We start from the raw sequence: 19,640 nt of genomic DNA, 5'->3' as shown, positions 1-19,640 counted from the left end.
CCGAATGAACCGTATTGCCGCCATCGTCGCCGGCGCCATCGTCGTCCTGATGCTGCTGTCGTCGATGCTCTTCATCGTCGACCAGCGCCAGTTCGCCGTCATCTATGCGCTCGGCGAGATCAAGGAAGTCGTTACCGAGCCGGGCCTGAAGTTCAAGCTGCCGCCGCCGCTGCAAAACGTCGTGCTGCTGGACCGCCGCGTGCAGACGCTTGACAGCACCGAGTCGCGGCCCGTCTTCACAGCTGAAAAGAAGAGCCTGGTCATCGACTGGCTCATCAAGTGGCGCGTCGCCGAGCCGCGCCAGTTCATCCGCAACAGCGGCGCTGACATGCGCAACGTCGAGAACCGCCTGGTGCCCGTCGTGCAGGCCGCCTTCAACGATGAAGTGACCAAGCGCACCGTCATCGCCGTGCTGGCCACCGAGCGCGAGAAGATCATGCAGGACGTGCGCAAACGCCTGGCCGACGAGGCCAAGCAGTTCGGCATCGAGGTCGTTGACGTGCGCATCAAGCGTGTGGACTTCGCGGCCAGCATCACCGAGTCGGTCTACCGCCGCATGGATTCGGAACGCAAGCGCGTGGCCGCCGAGGCCAGGTCCACCGGCTCCGCCGAGGGCGAGCAGATCAAGGCCGATGCCGATCGCCAGCGCGAAATCATCGTTGCCGAGGCCTTCCGTGATGCCCAGCTCATCAAAGGCGAGGGCGACGCCAAGGCCTCTGCCCTGTACGCCGAAGCCTTTGGCCGTGATCCCCAGTTCGCCCAGTTCTACCGCTCGCTGGAGGCTTACCGCGCCAGCTTCAGCAGGAAGAGCGACGTGATGGTGGTCGATCCATCCAGCGACTTCTTCAAGGCCATGCGGGGCTCCGGCGCCGCGGCCGCCGTCGCACCGGCGCGCAAGTGAACGAACTCCTCACCGCGCTTGCGCTGGTGATGGTCATCGAGGGGCTGATGCCCCTGCTCAGCCCGGCGCGCTGGCGCGAGGTCTTCAGCCGCATCCTGGCGATGAGCGATGGGCAGATTCGTTTCATCGGCCTGGCCAGCATCCTGATGGGTGTGTTCGGACTGCTCTGGTTGCGCTGATCTGAAGGCTGGGCCCGGGAGGCACCGGTAGAATGCCGTTTTTAACCGCCTGCCTTCGCCCATGTCCTCTGCTTGGCTGCTGCCCGAGCACATCGCCGATGTTCTGCCTTCGCAGGCGCGCCACATCGAAGAGCTGCGTAGAGAACTGCTCGACATGGCCCGCAGCTACGGCTGCGAGCTCGTCATTCCGCCGCTGCTGGAGCATCTCGACTCGCTGCTTTCCGGCACGGGCAGTGGCTCCGAAATCAAGCTCTTCAAGCTGGTTGACCAGCTCTCGGGCCGGTCGCTTGGCCTGCGTGCCGATACGACGCCCCAGGTCGCTCGCATCGACGCCCACCTGCTGAACCGCCAGGGCGTGACTCGCCTGTGCTACTGCGGGCCCATCGCGCACACGCGGCCGGATGGCCTCAACACCAGCCGCGAGCCCTTGCAGTTCGGTGTCGAGATCTATGGCCATGCCGGCCTGGAAGCCGACCTTGAGGTGCATGAATTGGCCTTGGACGCGCTGCGCCGAGCCGGCTTGAGCGACGTGATGCTGGACCTTGGCGATGCACGCCTGCTGCAAGGCGTGCTGGAAGGCATCAAGCTGGCTCCCGAGACGCTGGAAGCGCTGACGGCGGCGCTGGCCGCCAAGGACCTCTCCGCACTGGCCGCGCTGAGCGCGGGCATGCCGGCCGTCACACGCGATGCTTTGCTGGCGCTACCCAGTCTGTTCGGTGGCCGGGAAGTGCTGGCCGATGCCGCGCGCCGGCTGCCCGGTCACCCTCTGGTCCAGGCCGCCCTGGCCGACCTGGACTGGCTGGCCGGCCATCTTGCCGCTGCCCACCCCGAGGTGGCGCTGGGCTTTGACCTGGCCGATCTGCAGGGCTATGCCTACTACACCGGCATCCGCTTCGCCGCCTATGCCTCGGGCTGCTCCGACGCCGTGCTGCGCGGCGGGCGCTATGACGAGGTCGGTGCCGCTTTCGGCCGCCGCCGCCCGGCCGTCGGCTTCAGTCTGGACCTGAAGACGCTGGTGGCCCTGGTGCCGGCCACGCCTTTGCGCGCCGCCGTGCGCGCGCCGTGGGGCGAGGATGCTTCACTGCGCCAGGCTGTACGGGCCTTGCGTGAGCAGGGCGAGACCGTGGTCTGCGTGCTGCCGGGCCATGAGCACGAGGCCGATGAATTCGACTGTGACCGCGAACTGGTTCGCGAGCACACTGACTGGATCGTCCGCGCGCTTTGAGCGCCGGCGGCCCTTCCCAATCCAAAGCTAGCAGGCAAACAAGATGCAGAGCCAAACCGCGCGTGGACGCAATGTGGTCGTCGTCGGCACCCAATGGGGTGACGAGGGCAAGGGCAAGGTCGTGGACTGGATGACGGATCACGCCCAGGGCGTGGTGCGCTTCCAGGGCGGCCACAACGCAGGCCACACGCTGGTCATCAAGGGCGTGAAGACCGCGCTGCAGTTGATCCCCAGCGGCATCATGCGCGACGGCGTGGCCTGCTACATCGGCAATGGCGTCGTGGTGGACCCCACCCATCTGCTGACCGAGATCGAGCGCCTGGAAGCGGCCGGCGTCGAGGTGCGTTCGCGCCTGTTCATCAGCGAGTCCTGCCCGCTGATCCTGCCCTTCCACGTCGCCGTGGACAGGGCGCGCGAACAGCTGCGCGAGACCAGCGGCAGCGGCAAGATCGGCACCACCGGCAAGGGCATCGGCCCGGCCTACGAGGACAAGGTCGCCCGCCGCGCGCTGCGCGCCCAGGACCTGAAGCACCCTGAGCGCTTCGCCAAGAAGCTGCGCGAGCTGCTGGACCTGCACAACTTCGCGCTGTCGGGCTATCTGAAGGGCGAGCCGCTGGCCTTCGAGCCCATCTTCGAGCAGGCGATGAAGATGGCCGAAGCCATCAAGCCCATGCTGGCCGACGTCGGCTACATGATCCACAAAGCGAGCAAGGCTGGCGCCAACATCCTGTTCGAAGGCGCCCAGGGCACGCTGCTGGACATCGACCACGGCACCTATCCCTACGTGACGTCCAGCAATTGCGTGGCCGGCAATGCCGCCGCCGGCGCTGGCGTCGGCCCGCAGATGCTGCACTACATGTTGGGCATCACCAAGGCCTACACGACGCGCGTGGGCTCCGGGCCCTTCCCGACCGAGCTGGACTGGGAAACGCCCGGGACCGTGGGCTACCACCTGTCCACCGTCGGCCAGGAGCGCGGCACCGTGACCGGCCGCGCGCGCCGCTGCGGCTGGCTGGACGCCGCTGCGCTGAAGCGCTCCATCATCATCAATGGCATCACCGGCCTGTGCCTGACCAAGCTGGACGTGCTGGACGGCCTGACCGAGATCAAGATGTGCGTGGGCTACCAGCTCGATGGCAAGCTGCTCGACATCCTGCCGCTGGACGCCGACGAGATCGAGGCCTGCGAGCCCGTGTTCGAGACCTTTCCGGGCTGGCCCGAGACGACCTTCGGCGTCACTGCCTGGGACAAGTTGCCGGCCAATGCGCGCAGCTATCTGAAGCGCGTGGAAGAAGTCATCGGCGCGCCCATCGACATGGTCTCGACCGGCCCCGACCGCGAGCACACCATCGTGCTGCGCCACCCCTATTCGTCCTGAAATTCGCCCGACACTTCAAACCTATTCGACGGAGACCCCGCCATCATGCTGACCGACGACGGCAAACACCTCTACGTGTCCTGGGACGAGTACCACCTGCTGACCGAGCGCCTGGCCCTCAAGGTGCACGCTTCGGGCTGGCAGTTCGACCAGATCCTCTGCCTGGCCCGCGGTGGCATGCGCCCGGGCGACGTGCTGTCGCGCGTCTTCGACAAGCCCCTGGGCATCATGTCGACCAGCTCCTACCGCGCCGAGGCCGGCACCATCCAGGGTCGCCTGGACATGGCCAAGTACATCACCATGCCCAAGGGCGAACTGGCCGGCCGCGTGCTGCTGGTGGATGACTTGGCCGATTCGGGCGTCACGCTGAAGGCCGTGGTGGAGCGCCTGCGCGGCATGCCGTCCATCACCGAGTTGCGCTCGGCGGTCATCTGGACCAAAAAGGTTTCTGCCTACATGCCGGACTACTACTGCGAGATGCTGGAAACCTCGCCGTGGATCCATCAGCCGTTCGAGGAGTACGACGGCATGGGGCCGGAGCTGCTGGCGAAGAAGTTCGCTGTTTGAGGGGAACGAGGGCGTGGCACGACAGAACTCGGTTTGTGCCACCACTCGCCGAAGCGCCCATCGAGGGCGCATCGGCGGGGACTCGGTCACCTCCGGCGACCCCGGCAGGCGGCTTCGCGCTTGCAAGCGCGAAGCCTTCATCGAGGCGTCGGGCAAGCCGCGGGGCTTGCCCTCGGTCCTCGGTGACGTGCCCTTCGAGTCCTCTCCTGGGCGCCAAAAGACAAAAGGCCAGCACTTGCGTGCTGGCCTTTTGTCTTTTGTTTTGGTGCCCAGGAGAGGACTCGAACCTCCACGGAGTTACCCGCTAGTACCTGAAACTAGTGCGTCTACCAATTCCGCCACCTGGGCTAGTTGCTCAAGACTTCAAACGAAGTGCCTGGGCCGTTTCAGGAAAGCAAGGATCATATCATTAAAAACTTGAAGAACTCAAACCCGTCGACTAAGGGCGAAGGCGCCGGCCTGCTCGGCGAAGTCGAAGGCACGTTGCAGGGTCATCGCGATGGTCATGGTTTCCTGATCCCCGACGACGGTGCCGCCGACGTCTATCTGTCGTCGCAGGAAACGCATGCCGTCATGCACGGCGACCGGCTGCGCGTGCGCGTCGTGCGCTTCGACAAGCGCGGTCGTCCGGAGGGCAAGGTGCTCGAGATCCTCGAGCGCAAGAAGCGGCCGCTGATCGGCCGCCTGTTGCTCGAGTCCGGTATCTGGCTGGTTGCGCCTGAGGACCGGCGCATGGGCCAGGACATCCTGATCCCCAAAAACGGCATTGCCAACGCGACCGCAGGGCAGGTTGTTGCTGTCGAGTTGACTGAGCCGCCGTCGCTGTACTCGCAACCGGTCGGTCGTGTCGTCGAAGTGCTCGGCGAGATCGACGATCCCGGCATGGAGATCGAGATCGCGGTGCGCAAGTACGACGTGCCGCATCGCTTCAGCCCCGAAACGTTGACGCAGAGCGCCAAGCTGCCTGAGAAGCTGCGCGCCGCCGATCTCAAGCACCGCATCGACCTGCGCGACGTGCCGCTGGTCACCATCGATGGCGAGGATGCGCGCGACTTCGACGACGCCGTCTACTGCGAACCCTTCAAGCAGGGGCGTGGCAAGAAGGCCGTCGAGGGCTGGCGCCTGCTGGTGGCCATTGCCGACGTGTCGCACTACGTGAAGCCCGGCGAGCCGCTGGACGCCGATGCCTACGAACGGGCGACGTCGGTCTACTTCCCACGCCGTGTCATCCCGATGCTGCCCGAGAAGCTGTCCAACGGGCTGTGCTCGCTGAACCCGTATGAAGACCGGCTCAGCATGGTCTGCGACATGCTCGTGTCCACCGATGGCACGGTCAGCGCCTACCAGTTCTATCCGGCCGTGATCTGCTCACACGCGCGCTTCACCTACACCGAGGTCGCGGCCGTCCTGGCCAACACCCATGGCCCCGAGGCCGCCAAGCGCCGCGAGCTGGTGCCGCATCTGCTGCATCTGCACGAGGTCTACCGCGCGCTGCTGGCAGAGCGGGGCCGCCGTGGCGCCATCGACTTCGAGACCACCGAGACGCAGATCGTCTGCGACGACAACGGCCGTATCGAGAAGATCATCCCGCGCACGCGCAACGACGCGCACCGGCTGATCGAGGAGGCGATGCTGGCCGCGAACACCTGCTCGGCCGATTTCATCCAGTCGTCCAAGCACCACTCGCTCTACCGCGTGCACGAAGGTCCGACGCCCGAGAAGCGCACGACGCTGCAGAACTATCTGCGCTCGCTGGGCATTGGCATGGGTGTGTCCGACGACCCGACGCCGCGTGAATTCCAGGCGATCGCCCAGGCGACCAAAGACAGGCCCGACGCGCAGCAGATCCACACCATGCTGCTGCGCTCCATGCAGCAGGCCATCTACACCGGCACCAATTCCGGCCATTTCGGCCTGGCCTACCCGGCCTACACCCACTTCACCAGCCCGATCCGGCGCTATCCCGACCTGCTGGTCCACCGCGTCATCAAATGCCTGCTGGCGAGCAAGCGCTACACGCTGGACGCCAGCAAGATGAACGTGCCGCAGGCGCCCAAGCGCCCCGGCCGGCCAGCGCCGCCCAACCCGGCAGACGCCCGCAACGAGGCCGAGCGCTGGGAGGTCGTGGGCGCGCATTGCAGCGCCAACGAGCGTCGTGCCGACGAGGCCAGCCGCGATGTCGAGGCTTGGCTGAAGTGCCGCTACATGCGCGACCGCCTCGGCGAGGAGTTCGCCGGCACCGTCAGTGCGGTCACGTCCTTCGGCCTCTTCGTGCAACTGGATGCGCTCTACGTCGAGGGCTTGGTGCACATCACCGAGCTGGGCGGCGAGTACTACCGCTTCGACGAGGTGCGCCAGGAACTGCGTGGCGAGCGCACCGGCATTCGCTACGCGACCGGCGCCCGCGTGCAGGTGCAGGTCAGCCGTGTTGACCTGGACGGCCGGCGCATCGACTTCCGCCTGGTGCGCGACGCCGAAGACGCGCGCTCATCCGGGCGCGGCGGGGCATCCAAACCCACGGGCAAAGTCCCGGGCAAGACACCAACCCGCAAGCGCGCGCCCAAGACGGCCGTCGAGACGCTGGACGATGTGCGCCAGCAGGATCGCGACGTGAAGAAGAGCCGCAAGGAAGTCGTCGCGTCCCTGCATCCGGTCAAGGCCGCACAGCAGGCCGCCAAGCGCGCCGCCAAGAAAACGGCTGCCAAGGCCGCGCCGCGCAAGCGCCGCTGAGCGTCAGCGCAGCGCCGCCAGGCGCTCGATGAGCTCGCCGGCGCGCAGCACGCCGCCGTACTCGCCGGCGCGGCCGTGCGCGTCCACGCCGGTGCAGGCGATGGCGTGAGCCGTGGCGGATGGTTGCTGAGCCCACAGCCCGCCCAGCCAGCCGGCCAGCACGTCGCCGCTGCCGGCTGTAGCCAGGGCCGGGCCGCCGCTGGCGCAGAGCGCCGGCCGCTCGGCCGGTGAGGTGATCACGCTGCCCGAGCCCTTGAGGACGACGGTGCAGCCCAATTGCAAGGCCAGTTCCTGCGCAGCGGCGAGGCGGTCGGCCTGAATGGCGGTTGTGCCGCGATTTAGCAGGCGGGCGGCTTCGAGCGGATGTGGCGTCAGCAGCGTGGAGCCTGCTGGCCTTGTGCGCACAAGGGACTGCAGAGTTGTGTCGGCAGCGATGGCGTTCAGCGCGTCGGCATCGATGACGAGGCGCGGCAGCGTTTGCAGCAGTGAGGGCAAATGGGGTGTGATGGCGTCGCCAGCGCCACAGCCGATGACGCCCACTGCCTGGGGCAGCTCCGTGAGCCGGCCGCGCATCAACTCGAGCCAGCCGGAGTCAGCGACCTCGGCGGGGCCGAGCCCCAGCAGGTCCAGATAGACCCGTCCCGCGCCACAGGCCAGGGCCGCGCGGGCGGCCAGCCGGGCGGCGCCCTGCATACCCGGTGCTCCGCCCACGACCAGCACCTGGCCGTGGCTGCCCTTGTGGCTGGTCGGGCTGCGATGCAGGGCAGCGCCCGGGCCGAGCAGGTCGGCCGTGGGCGACTCGTCGGGTGCAATGCCCAACTCGTCGAACCAGATCCGTCCTGCGTGCGCGCGTCCCTCGCCGGTGAAGAGGCCGGGCTTGAGCGTCAGCAGTGTCAGTGTGTGATCGGCGCGCACGGCGCGTTCGCCTGCGAGCTGGCCGGTGTCGGCGAGCAGGCCGCTGGGCAGATCAACGGCGAGGACGGGTGCGCCGCAATTGCCCATTGCGACGATGGGTGCCAGCAGCTCGGGTGAGGGCGCGCGATTCAGGCCCAGGCCAAGCAGCGCGTCGATGACGAGAGAAGGGCACTGCGGCGCGTCGTGGCTCACGTGGGTCGGAACACCGACCTCGGCCAACCGTCGCGCGGCAACATGGCCGTCGCCGCCGTTGTTGCCGGGGCCGCAGACCACCCATACCGGGCCTGCGCCCCGGCGCAGCGCCAGGGCGAGCTTGGCGACGGCCAGTCCTGCGCGTTCCATCAGGTCGGGCGAGTGGGCGAGCGCGCGCGCCTCAATGCGCCTGCTGGCCGCTACATCGAACAGCGGCAGCGTGGAGGTCGTGGGCAGCACCGGATGCATGCCCATGAGCTTAGAGCAGTCGTTGCGGCCCGAGTGCGGCGATGTCCAGCGCGGGTGCCAGCCCGGCGATCTGCTGGGCCAGGATCTGGGCGCTGCCACAGGCCAGGCCCCAGCCCAGTCCGCCTGGCGAGATGTTGAGCCACAAGCCCGCGCGACCGCCGCTGCCAAGCACGGGCAGGCCATCGGCCGGCAGCGCGCGGCGGCTCTGGCTCTGCTGCACTTGGCTGTGCAGCACCGAGCCAGGGAACCAGTGTTGCAGGCCGCGGTGCAGGGCTTCGAAGTCCGGGGTCACTCGGGTTCGGGCGCCGGCGACGGTGAGGCCGCCGGTCACGCGTACGCGCTGGCCGGTGCGGGCAATGGCCAGGCCCAGCGTCGGGTCGATCCAGCCAGCCTTGGGGCCCAGGTCGGGATGGGCTTCGAGCAGCCGCAGCGGTGCCGTGACCGAGGCTTCGTGCTGCGCCGCCAGGGGCAGGCGTTGGCCCGACAACGTGGCGGCGTCCAGGCCGTTGCACAACACCACAGCGTCGAAGCGTTCGTCCTGAGCGCCGGGCAGCTGCGGCAGGGTGTCTCCGGCGTCGCGCTCGGTGCCGCGGATCGGCGCCTCCAGCGGCGGTGTGTACTCGTGGCGCAGCATCAGGCCGGTGCCGTCGGCGGCGATGGCGATGGCGCGCACGGTGGTGTGGAAGCGAAACCCTGCGCCCAGGCGCTGGGCTTGCAGGCGCAGTTGCTGGGCGAAGAGGCGCGGATTGCCGGCACCGCCGCGGGCGAAGGCCAGCGCCGCGGCCAGCGGGGCGTCAGCGTTCAGGCCGGGTTCGCGCAGCCGAGCCTCGCCCGCCTCGATGAGCTCGACCTGCAGGCCCAGGGCCTTCCAACCCGCCAGTCGGGCCTGGGCGGTTGCGACGCGCTTGGCGTCAGTCAGCGCGACGAGAAGGCCATCGGTCGCTTCATCGTCCAAGCCCAGTGCGCGGCGCAGGTCAACGGCACGGGCCAGACCCAACTGGCTCAGCGCAACAAGTTGGCCTGCTGCGTCACCCGTGCTGCGCCCCGCGCGCCAACGACGAAGTCGAAAGGCCAGAGGTGCCGGTGACGTGGTGTCTGCCAAGTTGGGTGTAAAGGGCGAGAGCAGGGCGTTGCTGGCGAAGCTGGCCTGCTCGGCGACGCTGCCGCCGCGCTCGAAGACCTGCACCTGGAGCCCCAAGGCGGCCAGTTCGTAGGCCGTCGTCACACCGGCCAGGCCGGCACCAACCACCGCGACGCGGCGGGTCAAGCGCACACCCGGAGGGACGCCCTGACGGGCAAGCTTGCGGCCGCTGCAAAGCGGCGTCGGCTGGGAAAGGCCATGGGTTTGTGTATACTCTGCGGGTTTTGCCGGGGGTGCTGCGCTGTTTTAGGCGTTGCAAGACTCGGCAGAACGGTTGTGAGGGTGTTGTGGCTGAACTTCTCGGTCGCCACCGTCGCAACAAATCGCAAACCGGCCACTCAAAGGTGTTGTAGTTTGCGGCCTGGATTTCGCTTGAGAAACAAGCGTTTCCAGATGCTGCAACGCAATTCGGGCCGGATTTTAGACACAACCTTCGGAGTAAGACCCATGTCTGTCACGATGCGCGAGATGCTGGAAGCCGGCGTCCATTTCGGCCACCAAACCCGCTTCTGGAATCCCAAGATGGCCCCGTATATCTACGGCCATCGCAACAAGATTCACATCATCAACCTCGAGAAGACGCTGCCTGCGTTCAACGACGCGATGAAGTTCGTCCGCTCGCTGGCTGCCAAGCGCGGCACCATCCTGATGGTCGGCACCAAGCGCCAGGCCCGTGAAGTCGTCGCCCTGGAAGCCCAGCGCGCCGGCATGCCCTACGTCGACTCGCGTTGGCTCGGCGGCATGATGACCAACTTCAAGACGGTCAAGACCTCGCTGAAGAACCTGAAGGACATGCAGGCCCAGATTGACGCCGGCACCCAGCCCGCGATCAAGAAGGAAGCGCTGATGTTCCAGCGCGACATCGCCAAGCTCGAGAAGAACATCGGCGGCATCCAGGACATGACCGCACTGCCCGATGCCATCTTCGTCATCGACGTCGGCTATCACAAGATTGCCGTTGCCGAAGCCAAGAAGCTCGGCATTCCCGTCATCGGCGTGGTGGACACCAACCACTCGCCCATCGGCATCGACTACGTCATCCCCGGCAACGACGACTCGGCCAAGGCTGTGGCGCTGTACGCCCGCGCCGTTGCTGACGCCGTGCTCGAAGGCAAGGCCAACGCCACGAACGAAGTGCTGGCTGCGGTTGCTCCCGCCGGCGACGAGTTCGTCGAGGTCTCCGAAGAGGCTTAAAGCCCTTCCGCCCTGCATTTGAAAGGGGCCGCGAGGCCCCTTTTGCCAACCGAAATCTGGAGAAGAGAAATGGCTGCTATCACCGCAAGCATGGTGGGCGAACTGCGTGCCCGCACCGACGCCCCGATGATGGAGTGCAAGAAGGCGCTGACTGAAGCCGAAGGCGACCTGGCCCGCGCTGAAGAGATCCTGCGCGTCAAGCTCGGCAACAAGGCCGGCAAGGCTGCCTCGCGCATCACCGCCGAAGGCATCGTCGCCTCGGCCGTGGTCGGCGGCAATGGTGCCCTGATCGAAGTCAACTGCGAGACCGACTTTGTCTCGAAGAACGACGCTTTCCTGGCCTTCGTGAACGCGCTGGCCGGCCTGGTTGCTGAAGCCAACCCGGCTGATGTGGCTGCGCTGTCGGCGCTGCCGCTGTCCCAGGAAGGTTTCGGCCCGACGGTGGAAGACGTGCGCAAGGGCCTGATCGGCAAGATCGGCGAGAACATGTCGATCCGCCGTTTCCGGCGCTACAGCGGCACCAAGCTGGCGTCCTACCTGCACGGCACCCGCATTGGCGTGATGGTCGAGTTCGAGGGTGACGACGTCGCCGCCAAGGACGTTGCCATGCACGTGGCCGCCATGAAGCCGGCAGCGCTGTCCAGCGCCGAAGTCTCGGCAGACCTGGTCGATAAGGAGCGCCGCATTGCCACGGAGAAGGCTGCCGAATCCGGCAAGCCGGCCGACATCGTCGCCAAGATGGTCGAAGGCTCGGTGCAGAAGTTCCTGAAGGAAGTCAGCCTGCTGGACCAGGTCTTTGTGAAGGCTGCCGACGGCAAGCAGACCGTGGCGGCCTACCTGAAGTCGGCCAACACCACGGTCAAGGGCTTCACGCTCTACGTCGTTGGCGAAGGCATCGAGAAGAAGGTCGACGACTTCGCGGCCGAAGTGGCTGCCCAGGTGGCAGCTGCTAAGGGTCAGTAAAGACGCTTGCGAAATCGTACGAAATGAAGGGGCGCCAAGTTGGCGCCCTTTAAACTTGCGGCCCACCATAGGCCCCCCAAACCTGAGGACACCATGCCCGCGTACAAGCGCATTCTGCTCAAACTCTCCGGCGAAGCCCTGATGGGCGACGACGCCTATGGCATTAATCGCGCGACCATCGTTCGCATGGTGCAAGAGATCCGCGAAGTGACGCAGATGGGCATCGAGGTGGCCGTCGTCATCGGCGGCGGCAACATCTTCCGCGGCGTGGCTGGCGGCTCGGTCGGCATGGACCGCGCCACCGCCGACTACATGGGCATGCTCGCCACGGTCATGAACTCGCTGGCCCTGGCCGACACGATGCGCCAGGAGGGCATGACTGCCCGCGTGATGTCGGCCATCGCCATTGAGCAGGTCGTCGAGCCCTATGTGCGCCCGAAGGCGCTGCAATACCTCGAAGAGGGCAAGATCGTCGTCTTCGCTGCCGGTACCGGCAACCCCTTCTTCACAACCGACACGGCTGCGGCGCTGCGTGGCGCCGAAATCGGCGCCGAGATCGTGCTGAAGGCCACCAAGGTCGACGGCGTCTACTCGGCCGACCCGAAGAAGGACCCGACCGCCACGCGCTATGCGCGCATCAGCTTCGACGAGGTCATCACGCGCAATCTGCAGGTCATGGACGGCGCCGCCTTTGCGCTGTGCCGCGACCAGAAGCTGCCGATCAAGGTTTTCAGCATCTTCAAGCCCGGCGCACTGCGTCGCGTGGTGCAAGGCGAGGACGAAGGCACGTTGGTGCACGTCTAAAACCTTAGTCAGTTGGGGGCAGAGCTACTGTCTGACGCTCGGGCGGTCTGTCCCGCAAATTCATAGGTATCGATCATGAGCATTGCCGACATCAAGAAGAACGCCGAGGCCAAGATGGCCAAGTCGGTCGAATCCCTGAAGAACGACCTGCACAAGATCCGCACTGGCCGTGCCCACCCCGGCATCCTCGACCAGGTCAGCGTCGACTACTACGGCGCCATGGTGCCGATCTCGCAGGTGGCCAACGTGACGTTGCTGGACGCGCGCACCATTTCCGTCCAACCCTGGGAAAAGGGCATGGGCGCCAAGATCGAGAAGGCCATCCGCGAGAGCGATCTGGGCCTGAACCCGGCGTCCCAGGGCGACCTGATCCGCGTGCCGATGCCGCCGCTGACCGAAGAGCGCCGCCGTGACCTCACCAAGGTCGTGCGCAACGCCGGCGAGGACGCCAAGGTGGCCGTTCGCAATCTGCGCCGTGACGCCAATGAGCATGCCAAGAAGATGCTCAAGGACAAGGAAATCGGCGAGGACGACGAGCGTCGCAGCCTCGATGAAGTGCAAAAGCTCACCGACCGGGTGATTTCGGAGATCGACAAGCTGATCTCGGGCAAGGAAGCCGAGATCCTGGCGGTTTGAGCGCCGTGCTCATGGCGCAAGACCGCCCGGCGCCGCCGCGCCATGTGGCCATCGTCATGGATGGCAATGGCCGCTGGGCCAAGAAGCGCTTCCTGCCGCGCTTCTTCGGCCACAAGGCCGGCGTGGACAGCCTCGTCAAGGTCGTCCAGGCCTGCATCGACCGCGATATCGAATACGTCACCGTCTTCGCCTTCTCCAGCGAGAACTGGAAGCGTCCGAGCGACGAGGTCTCGGGCCTGATGGGCCTGGTGCTGGCTGCGGTGAGCCGCTACCTGGCCAAGATGGGTGCGATGGGCGTGCGCATCCGCATCGTCGGCGACCGTGACGCCGTGTCTGACAAGCTGCGCAACGCCTGGAACGAGGCCGAGACCAGCACCCTGCACAACACCAAGCTGACGCTCAATGTCGCCTTCAATTACGGCGGCCGCTGGGACATCGTGCAGGCCTGCAAGGCCGCGATCAAGGCGGGTGTGAAGCCTGACGAGCTGACCGAAGCCAAGCTGTCGGAGTTCATGGCCATGAGCTATGCGCCCGACCCCGACCTCTTCATCCGCACCGGCGGTGAGGTGCGCATCAGCAACTTCCTGCTCTGGCAGGCGGCGTATACCGAATTCGTGTTCTCGGACTGCCTGTGGCCCGAGTTCGGCGAGCGTGAGCTGGACGCGGCCATTGCGGCCTTCCACGAACGCGATCGCCGCTTCGGCGGTGTCAAAGAGGTGGTATGAGCCCACCCCGTACCGGCTTCGCCGGCCCCCTCAAGGGGGCACTGCCAGTGGCCCAGCAAAGCCGGATCCACGGCAGTCGCCTCGGCAATGCCTTGAAGGAGGCGTAATGCTTAAGACCCGCGTCATCACCGCCGTCGTGCTGCTGGCCGTCCTGCTGCCGGTGCTCTTCCAGGCTTCGCCCTGGCCCTTTGCCTGGGTCACGGTCGTCATGATGGGCGCGGCCGGCTGGGAATGGACGCGGCTCAACGGCCTGCCCGGCACCGGTGCGATCGCGGGCGGTGTGGCGCTGGCGCTGGCCTGCGTATGGACGCTGCTGCTCGGTGGCCTGAACGCGCCGCCGGCCTGGATCTGGTCGCTGGCCAGCCTCCTGTGGGTGCTGGGCGGCGCCTATGCCTTGCGCGCCGGCCCGAGCGGCTGGCCGCGCATCGCGCGCGGCGCGCGGCTGGCCCTGGGCGCCGTGCTGCTGTGGGGTGCCTGGCTGGCCATCGTGCAGGCCAAGGTGCATGGCGTCAATTTCATCCTGTCGGTGTTCTGCCTCGTCTGGATGGCCGACATCGCCGCCTATTTCGGTGGCCGCACCTTCGGCAAGCGCAAGCTGGCGCCCAGCATCAGCCCGGGCAAGAGCTGGGAGGGCGTCTGGAGTGGCCTGGCCGGCGTCATCCTGCTCGGCTTCATCTGGGTGCATGTCATCGACGTGAAACTGGCCGTGGATTCGCCCAGTCTCTACACGCTGCTGGTCCAGCGCCATGGCTGGGTGTCGTTGCTGGCTCTGGTCTTCCTCGGCGCGATGAGTGTCGTCGGCGATCTGTTCGAATCGCTCGTCAAGCGCGCCACTGGCGCAAAGGACAGCAGCAACCTGCTGCCCGGTCACGGCGGCGTGCTGGATCGCATCGACGCGCTGCTGCCCGTGTTTCCCTTGGCGCTTGCCTTGATCAGCTTATGAACCGTCGCCAACGCGTCTGCGTCCTCGGCTCGACCGGCTCCATCGGCGTCAACACGCTGGATGTCCTCTCACGCCACCCAGAGCGCTATGAAGTCGTTGCGTTGAGCGCGATGAGCCGAGTTGACGAGTTGCTCGCCCAATGCCTGGTGTGGAAGCCGCGTTTCGCCGTCATGCCCGAGCGGGACGCTGCTGGCCGCCTGCGCGAGCGGCTGCGTGAAGCCGGCAGCCGTACCGAGGTGCTGGACGGCGCTCAGGCGCTGGCCGACATTGCCGCCCATCCCGAAGTTGATACCGTCATGGCTGCCATCGTCGGCGCCGCCGGCCTGGCACCGGCCATCGCCGCGGCGCGCGCCGGCAAGCGCCTGCTGCTGGCCAACAAGGAGGCCATCGTCGTCGGCGGGGCCCTCTTCATGCAGGCGGTGGAAGAGGGCGGAGCCACGCTGCTGCCCATCGACAGTGAGCACTCGGCCATCTTCCAATGCCTGCCCGAGGACCGTGCGGCCTGGCATGAACGCATCGACCACATCGTGCTTACGGCCTCCGGCGGCCCCTTCCGCAGCCGCGACCCGGCCACATTGGCCGACGTGACGCCGAACCAAGCCTGCGCCCACCCGAACTGGGTCATGGGCCGCAAGATCTCGGTCGACTCGGCGACGATGATGAACAAGGCGCTGGAGGTCATCGAGGCGCGTTGGTTGTTCAACCTCGTGCCCGAACAGATCAAGGTGCTGATCCACCCGCAGAGCATCATCCATTCGATGGTGGTCTGCCGTGACCAGTCGGTGCTGGCCCAGCTCGGCACGCCCGACATGCGCGTGCCCATCGCCTACGGCCTGTCCTTCCCCGAGCGCATCACGTCTGGTGCCAGCCGCCTGGACTTGCTGACGACGCCCAACCTCACCTTCGAGGAGGCCGACGCCGTGCGCTTCCCCGGCTTGCACCTGTCCTGGCAGGCCCTGCGCGCGCCGGAAGGCAGCACCACGGTGCTGAATGCGGCCAATGAAGTGGCGGTGGATGCCTTCCTGAACGGCCTTCTGCGCTTTGACCGGATCCACGCGATCAACTCGCAGTGTCTGGCCGACATCCAGCCGGGCGATTGCGCCAGCATCGAAGCGCTGCTGGCGCTGGACGCCCGCACCCGAGAGCATGCCAGGAGCCTGCTGTGACGATGACGTTGGGCATCCTGCTGGCGCTGGCGGTGCTGATCCCCATCCATGAATGGGGCCACTACCGCGTGGCCCGGGCGTGTGGGGTCAAGGTGCTGCGTTTCTCGATCGGTTTCGGCCCGGTGCTTTGGCGTCGTATCGGCCGCGGCGGCACCGAGTTCGCGCTCAGCGCCATCCCGCTGGGCGGGTATGTGCTGATGCTGGACGAGCGCAACGCGCCCGTAGCGCCGCACGAGCGCGAGCAGGCCTTCAATCAGCGCCCGCTGCGCCAGCGCGCCGCCATCATTGCGGCCGGGCCGTTGACCAACTGGCTGCTGGCGATCGTGCTGTTCGCCGTGGTGGCCTGGATGGGCATCGACCAGCCCAAGGCCTTGCTCGGTACCCCGACCAGCGGCTCCTTGGCGGAGCGAGCTGGTCTGCGTGCGGGTGACACCGTGCTGGCTGCCTCCGACACGGAAGGAGAGTGGCAGCCCGTCCGGTCACTGCCCGACCTGCAGGCGGCGATGCTGCGCGCCCAGGTGCTGGGCGAAAGCCTGCACCTGTCGGTCAGTGACGCCCATGGCCGTTCGCCGCGCAGCGTGCGCCTCGAGACCGAGCGCCTGGTGGGCCGCGCGCCGGATGCGCAGCTGATTGCGGACATCGGCCTGACGCCGTTTTCGCAGCCGGTGATCAGCCGCGTGGCTGACGGCGGCGCGGGGGCGGCGGACGGCCTGATGGCAGGCGATCGTGTGCTGACCATCGATGGCCGTGCCGTGCCCGACGCTGCCTTCCTGCGCGATGCCATCCGCCTGGCGCGCGATGGCGACACGCCGCGCACCATGCAATGGCGGATCGAGCGAGCCGGCCAGGTGCTGGAATTGGCAACGACGCCGCGCCTGGTGCAGGAGGCGGGCCAGCGCGTGGCGCGGCTGGGCATTGGCGTGGGGTCGTCGCTGGAGCGCGTGAGCATCAGCTACGGGTTGGTCGACGGCCTGTGGCAGGGCGTGACGCAGAGCTGGGACATGGCGGTCACCACCGTCCGGATGCTGGGCCGCATGCTGACCGGCCAGGCCTCGTTGAAGCTGCTCAGCGGGCCGCTCACCATGGCCGAGGCGATCGGCGATGCCGCCAAGGCCGGGCCCAGTTACTACCTGGAACGGCTTGCGCAGATCTCGCTCGGCCTGGCGATTCTGAACCTGCTGCCGCTGCCGATGCTCGACGGCGGGCACCTCATGTATCATCTTTTCGAGGGTTTGAGTGGCCGCCCCGTCTCCGAATGGTGGCAACGGCAACTGCAGCGCGCTGGCGCGCTGATCCTGATGCTGATGATGGCCTTGGCCCTTTCCAACGACGTCGCCCGCCTCGCGGGCTGGCACTGACACTCCCCGGTTCCCATGTCCTTTCCTTTCAGTTCGGGAGCGAAGCGTCGCCCCTTCCGCCTCGGCTTGCTGGCTTTGGCTGTCACGGGGATGTTCCAGTCGGGGCTAGCCTGGGCGGCAGATCCCTTCGTGCTGAAGGACATCCGCGTCGAAGGCCTGCAACGGACCGACCCGGGCACCGTGTTCGCGTCGCTGCCCTTTCGCATCGGCGACACCTACAACGATGAAAAAGGCGCTGCCGCGCTGCGTGCCCTGTTCGCCACGGGCCTGTTCAAAGACGTGCGCATCAGCATCGACGGCAATGCCGTCGTCGTCATCATCGACGAGCGCCCCATCATCGCCAACGTCAACTTCGTCGGCCTGAAGGAGTTCGATACCGAGGCGCTGACCAAGTCGCTGAAGGACGTCGGCATCGGCGAAGGCAAGCCCTTCGACAAGGCCTTGGCCGACCGTGCCGAGCAGGAGCTCAAGCGCCAGTACCTCACGCGCAGCCTCTACGGTGCCGAGGTCACGACGACGATCACGCCCATCGAGCGCAACCGCGTCAACGTCAGCTTCAATGTGACGGAGGGCGAGCCGGCCAAGATCGCCGAGATCCGGATTCTGGGCTCCAAGGTGTTCTCCGAAAGCACGTTGATGGGCCTGCTCGAGCAGACCACTACCGGCTGGCTGACCTGGTACACCAAGACCGACCGCTATTCGCGGGCCAAGCTGAACGCGGACCTGGAAACCATCCGCAGCTATTACCTGAACCGCGGCTACCTGGAGTTCGCCGTCACCTCCACGCAGGTGACGATCTCGCCGGACAAGCAGAGCATCAGCATCGCCATCACGGTCAGCGAAGGCCAGCCCTACACCGTCACGGGCGTCAAGCTCGAGGGTGATTACCTGGGCCGCGAGGAGGACTTCAAGCACCTCGTCTTCCTCAAGCCCGGCCAGGCCTACCAGGGCGAAGCGGTGGCCAACACCACGCGCGCCTTCAGCGACCTGTTCGGCACCTATGGCTATGCCTTCGCCCGCGTCGACAGCCGCCCCGACATCAACCGCGAGACCGGCCAGGTCGTCGTCACCTTCGTCGCCGAGCCGCAGCGTCGCGTCTACGTGCGCAAGGTCATCATCTCCGGCAACTCGCGCACCCGTGACGAAGTCATCCGCCGCGAGTTCCGCCAGTTCGAAGCAGCCTGGTACGACGGCCAGAAGATCAAGTCCTCGCGTGACCGCGTCGAGCGCCTGGGTTACTTCAAGGACAAGGAAGTCAGCATCGACACCCAGGAGGTGCCGGGCGCCCAGGATCAGGTCGATGTCATCCTGACCGTCGTCGAGCGCCCCACCGGCGCCATCACGGTCGGTGCGGGCTACTCCAGCCAGACCAAGCTGTCCTTCACCGGCTCCATCCGCCAGGACAACGTGTTCGGATCGGGCAACTACCTCGGCATCGACTTGGCCACCGCCCGCACGGGCCGCCAGGTGCAGGTCAGCACGGTCGACCCCTACTTCACGGTCGACGGTGTGTCGCGCTCGCTCGATGTGTTCTATCGGACCACGCGCCCGATCAACACGCTGGGCGAGGAATACCAGTACGTCACCAAGGGCGGTGCCATCCGCTTTGGCGTGCCCTTCTCGGAAATCGACACCGTCTTCTTTGGCCTTGGCTACGAGCAGACCGACATCACGACGTCCAAGGGCCTGCCCAACAGCTATCTGCTGTTCGTCAACCAGTTCGGCCAGCGCAGCAATTCCATCCCATTCACCATCGGCTGGCAGCGTGACAGCCGCGACAGCGTCATCTCTCCGCTCAAGGGCAAGTACCAGCGCGTCAACGTCGAGACCAGCGCCATCGGCGACGCCCGGTTCGCGCGTATCAACCTGCAGTACCAGCAGTATTTCGAGGTCACGAACAAGATCACGCTGGGCATCAACAGCGAACTGGGTTGGGGCGTGGGCCTGGGCGGCAAGCCCTATCCCATCTTCAAGAACTTCTACGGCGGTGGCCTGGGCTCCGTGCGCGTCTTCGAGGCCGGCTCGCTGGGCCCTGTGGACCCGACCGGCTCCTACATCGGCGGCAACCGGCGCTTCAACACCAATGCCGAGCTCTACCTGCCGGTGCCCGGCAGCGGCAACGACAAGAGCTTCCGCATCTTCGGCTTCGCCGACCTCGGTGGTGTCTGGGGGCCGGACGCCAAGCTCAACTGGAACACGCTGACCAACGGCAAGGACAATGAGGGCCGCGACATGCTGCGCATGTCCGCCGGTATCGGCCTGTCCTGGATTTCGCCGATGGGCCCGCTGCGGCTGAGTTACGGCAAGCCCGTTCGCAAGGCGCGGACGGATAGAATCGAAAAATTCCAATTCCAGATCGGGACTGCATTCTGAT

17 protein-coding genes and 1 tRNA gene are annotated in these 19,640 nt (G+C 66.5%); 15 read left to right on the top strand and 3 right to left on the bottom strand.

The window, feature by feature from the left end; genetic code table 11:
• Positions 1 to 4: 4 nt before the first annotated feature.
• From hflC to AC1DW0_RS20475, 5 genes are all read left to right on the top strand, one after another.
• Positions 5 to 901, top strand: coding sequence for a protease modulator HflC (gene hflC, locus AC1DW0_RS20495; protein ID WP_477947630.1), 897 nt, complete (start codon positions 5 to 7; stop codon positions 899 to 901).
• Positions 898 to 1,080: a DUF2065 domain-containing protein gene (locus AC1DW0_RS20490; RefSeq protein WP_056198157.1), complete on the top strand. Its 183-nt coding sequence runs from the start codon at positions 898 to 900 to the stop codon at positions 1,078 to 1,080. Before hflC ends, AC1DW0_RS20490 begins: the two co-directional genes overlap by 4 nt.
• Positions 1,081 to 1,141: 61 nt before the next feature.
• The gene (locus AC1DW0_RS20485) at positions 1,142 to 2,305 is read left to right on the top strand and encodes an ATP phosphoribosyltransferase regulatory subunit (protein WP_457349692.1); all 1,164 of its coding nucleotides are present in this window, start codon (positions 1,142 to 1,144) and stop codon (positions 2,303 to 2,305) included.
• A gap of 43 nt (positions 2,306 to 2,348) precedes the next feature.
• Entirely contained in the window at positions 2,349 to 3,683 is a 1,335-nt protein-coding gene (locus tag AC1DW0_RS20480) for an adenylosuccinate synthase (RefSeq protein ID WP_457349694.1), read from the top strand.
• A 45-nt stretch (positions 3,684 to 3,728) separates the two neighbouring features.
• Positions 3,729 to 4,250, top strand: a complete 522-nt coding sequence (locus AC1DW0_RS20475; protein ID WP_056198151.1) for a phosphoribosyltransferase — start codon at positions 3,729 to 3,731, stop codon at positions 4,248 to 4,250.
• Between the two features lie 263 nt (positions 4,251 to 4,513).
• Here the strand turns inward: AC1DW0_RS20475 and AC1DW0_RS20470 are convergent.
• Positions 4,514 to 4,598, bottom strand: a tRNA-Leu gene (locus AC1DW0_RS20470).
• 69 nt (positions 4,599 to 4,667) lie between these two features.
• On the opposite strand from AC1DW0_RS20470, the gene rnr reads away from it, so the two are divergent.
• The gene (rnr, locus tag AC1DW0_RS20465) at positions 4,668 to 6,980 is read left to right on the top strand and encodes a ribonuclease R (protein ID WP_477947627.1); all 2,313 of its coding nucleotides are present in this window, start codon (positions 4,668 to 4,670) and stop codon (positions 6,978 to 6,980) included.
• A gap of 3 nt (positions 6,981 to 6,983) precedes the next feature.
• Here the strand turns inward: rnr and AC1DW0_RS20460 are convergent, their stop codons facing one another.
• A complete protein-coding gene (locus AC1DW0_RS20460; RefSeq protein ID WP_457349698.1) occupies positions 6,984 to 8,342 on the bottom strand; it encodes an NAD(P)H-hydrate dehydratase in 1,359 nt (452 codons plus the stop codon).
• A 4-nt stretch (positions 8,343 to 8,346) separates the two neighbouring features.
• Entirely contained in the window at positions 8,347 to 9,603 is a 1,257-nt protein-coding gene (locus tag AC1DW0_RS20455) for an NAD(P)/FAD-dependent oxidoreductase (RefSeq protein ID WP_457349700.1), read from the bottom strand.
• A gap of 321 nt (positions 9,604 to 9,924) precedes the next feature.
• Here AC1DW0_RS20455 and rpsB point away from each other — a divergent pair, with 321 nt between their 5' ends.
• The 9 genes from rpsB (at position 9,925) to bamA (ending at position 19,639) form a co-directional block, all read left to right on the top strand.
• Positions 9,925 to 10,671, top strand: coding sequence for a 30S ribosomal protein S2 (rpsB, locus tag AC1DW0_RS20450; protein WP_056198145.1), 747 nt, complete (start codon positions 9,925 to 9,927; stop codon positions 10,669 to 10,671).
• A 69-nt stretch (positions 10,672 to 10,740) separates the two neighbouring features.
• Positions 10,741 to 11,634: a translation elongation factor Ts gene (gene tsf / locus AC1DW0_RS20445; protein WP_056198143.1), complete on the top strand. Its 894-nt coding sequence runs from the start codon at positions 10,741 to 10,743 to the stop codon at positions 11,632 to 11,634.
• A gap of 93 nt (positions 11,635 to 11,727) precedes the next feature.
• Positions 11,728 to 12,438 carry a UMP kinase gene (gene pyrH, locus AC1DW0_RS20440; RefSeq protein ID WP_056198141.1) on the top strand — a complete coding sequence of 237 codons (711 nt, stop codon included), beginning with the start codon at positions 11,728 to 11,730 and terminating at the stop codon, positions 12,436 to 12,438.
• Positions 12,439 to 12,513: 75 nt separating this feature from the next.
• Positions 12,514 to 13,074: a ribosome recycling factor gene (gene frr, locus AC1DW0_RS20435; RefSeq protein ID WP_056198140.1), complete on the top strand. Its 561-nt coding sequence runs from the start codon at positions 12,514 to 12,516 to the stop codon at positions 13,072 to 13,074.
• An 11-nt stretch (positions 13,075 to 13,085) separates the two neighbouring features.
• Positions 13,086 to 13,799, top strand: coding sequence for a polyprenyl diphosphate synthase (uppS, locus tag AC1DW0_RS20430; RefSeq protein ID WP_056198138.1), 714 nt, complete (start codon positions 13,086 to 13,088; stop codon positions 13,797 to 13,799).
• Positions 13,800 to 13,905: 106 nt separating this feature from the next.
• Positions 13,906 to 14,742 carry a phosphatidate cytidylyltransferase gene (locus tag AC1DW0_RS20425; RefSeq protein ID WP_056198136.1) on the top strand — a complete coding sequence of 279 codons (837 nt, stop codon included), beginning with the start codon at positions 13,906 to 13,908 and terminating at the stop codon, positions 14,740 to 14,742.
• A complete protein-coding gene (gene ispC, locus AC1DW0_RS20420; protein ID WP_457349702.1) occupies positions 14,739 to 15,908 on the top strand; it encodes a 1-deoxy-D-xylulose-5-phosphate reductoisomerase in 1,170 nt (389 codons plus the stop codon). The genes AC1DW0_RS20425 and ispC overlap by 4 nt, the downstream gene beginning before the upstream one ends.
• Positions 15,909 to 15,910: 2 nt before the next feature.
• Positions 15,911 to 17,266 (top strand): RIP metalloprotease RseP, encoded by a 1,356-nt coding sequence (rseP, locus tag AC1DW0_RS20415; RefSeq protein WP_457322945.1) that lies wholly within the window; start codon positions 15,911 to 15,913, stop codon positions 17,264 to 17,266.
• Between the two features lie 15 nt (positions 17,267 to 17,281).
• The gene (bamA, locus tag AC1DW0_RS20410) at positions 17,282 to 19,639 is read left to right on the top strand and encodes an outer membrane protein assembly factor BamA (RefSeq protein WP_056198129.1); all 2,358 of its coding nucleotides are present in this window, start codon (positions 17,282 to 17,284) and stop codon (positions 19,637 to 19,639) included.
• The last annotated feature ends 1 nt before the right edge of the window (position 19,640 follow it).

Source organism: Roseateles sp. P4_D2 (assembly GCF_056401875.1).
Note: the sequence above shows the minus strand (reverse complement) of the source record. Positions and strands in the feature narration are given on the sequence as shown.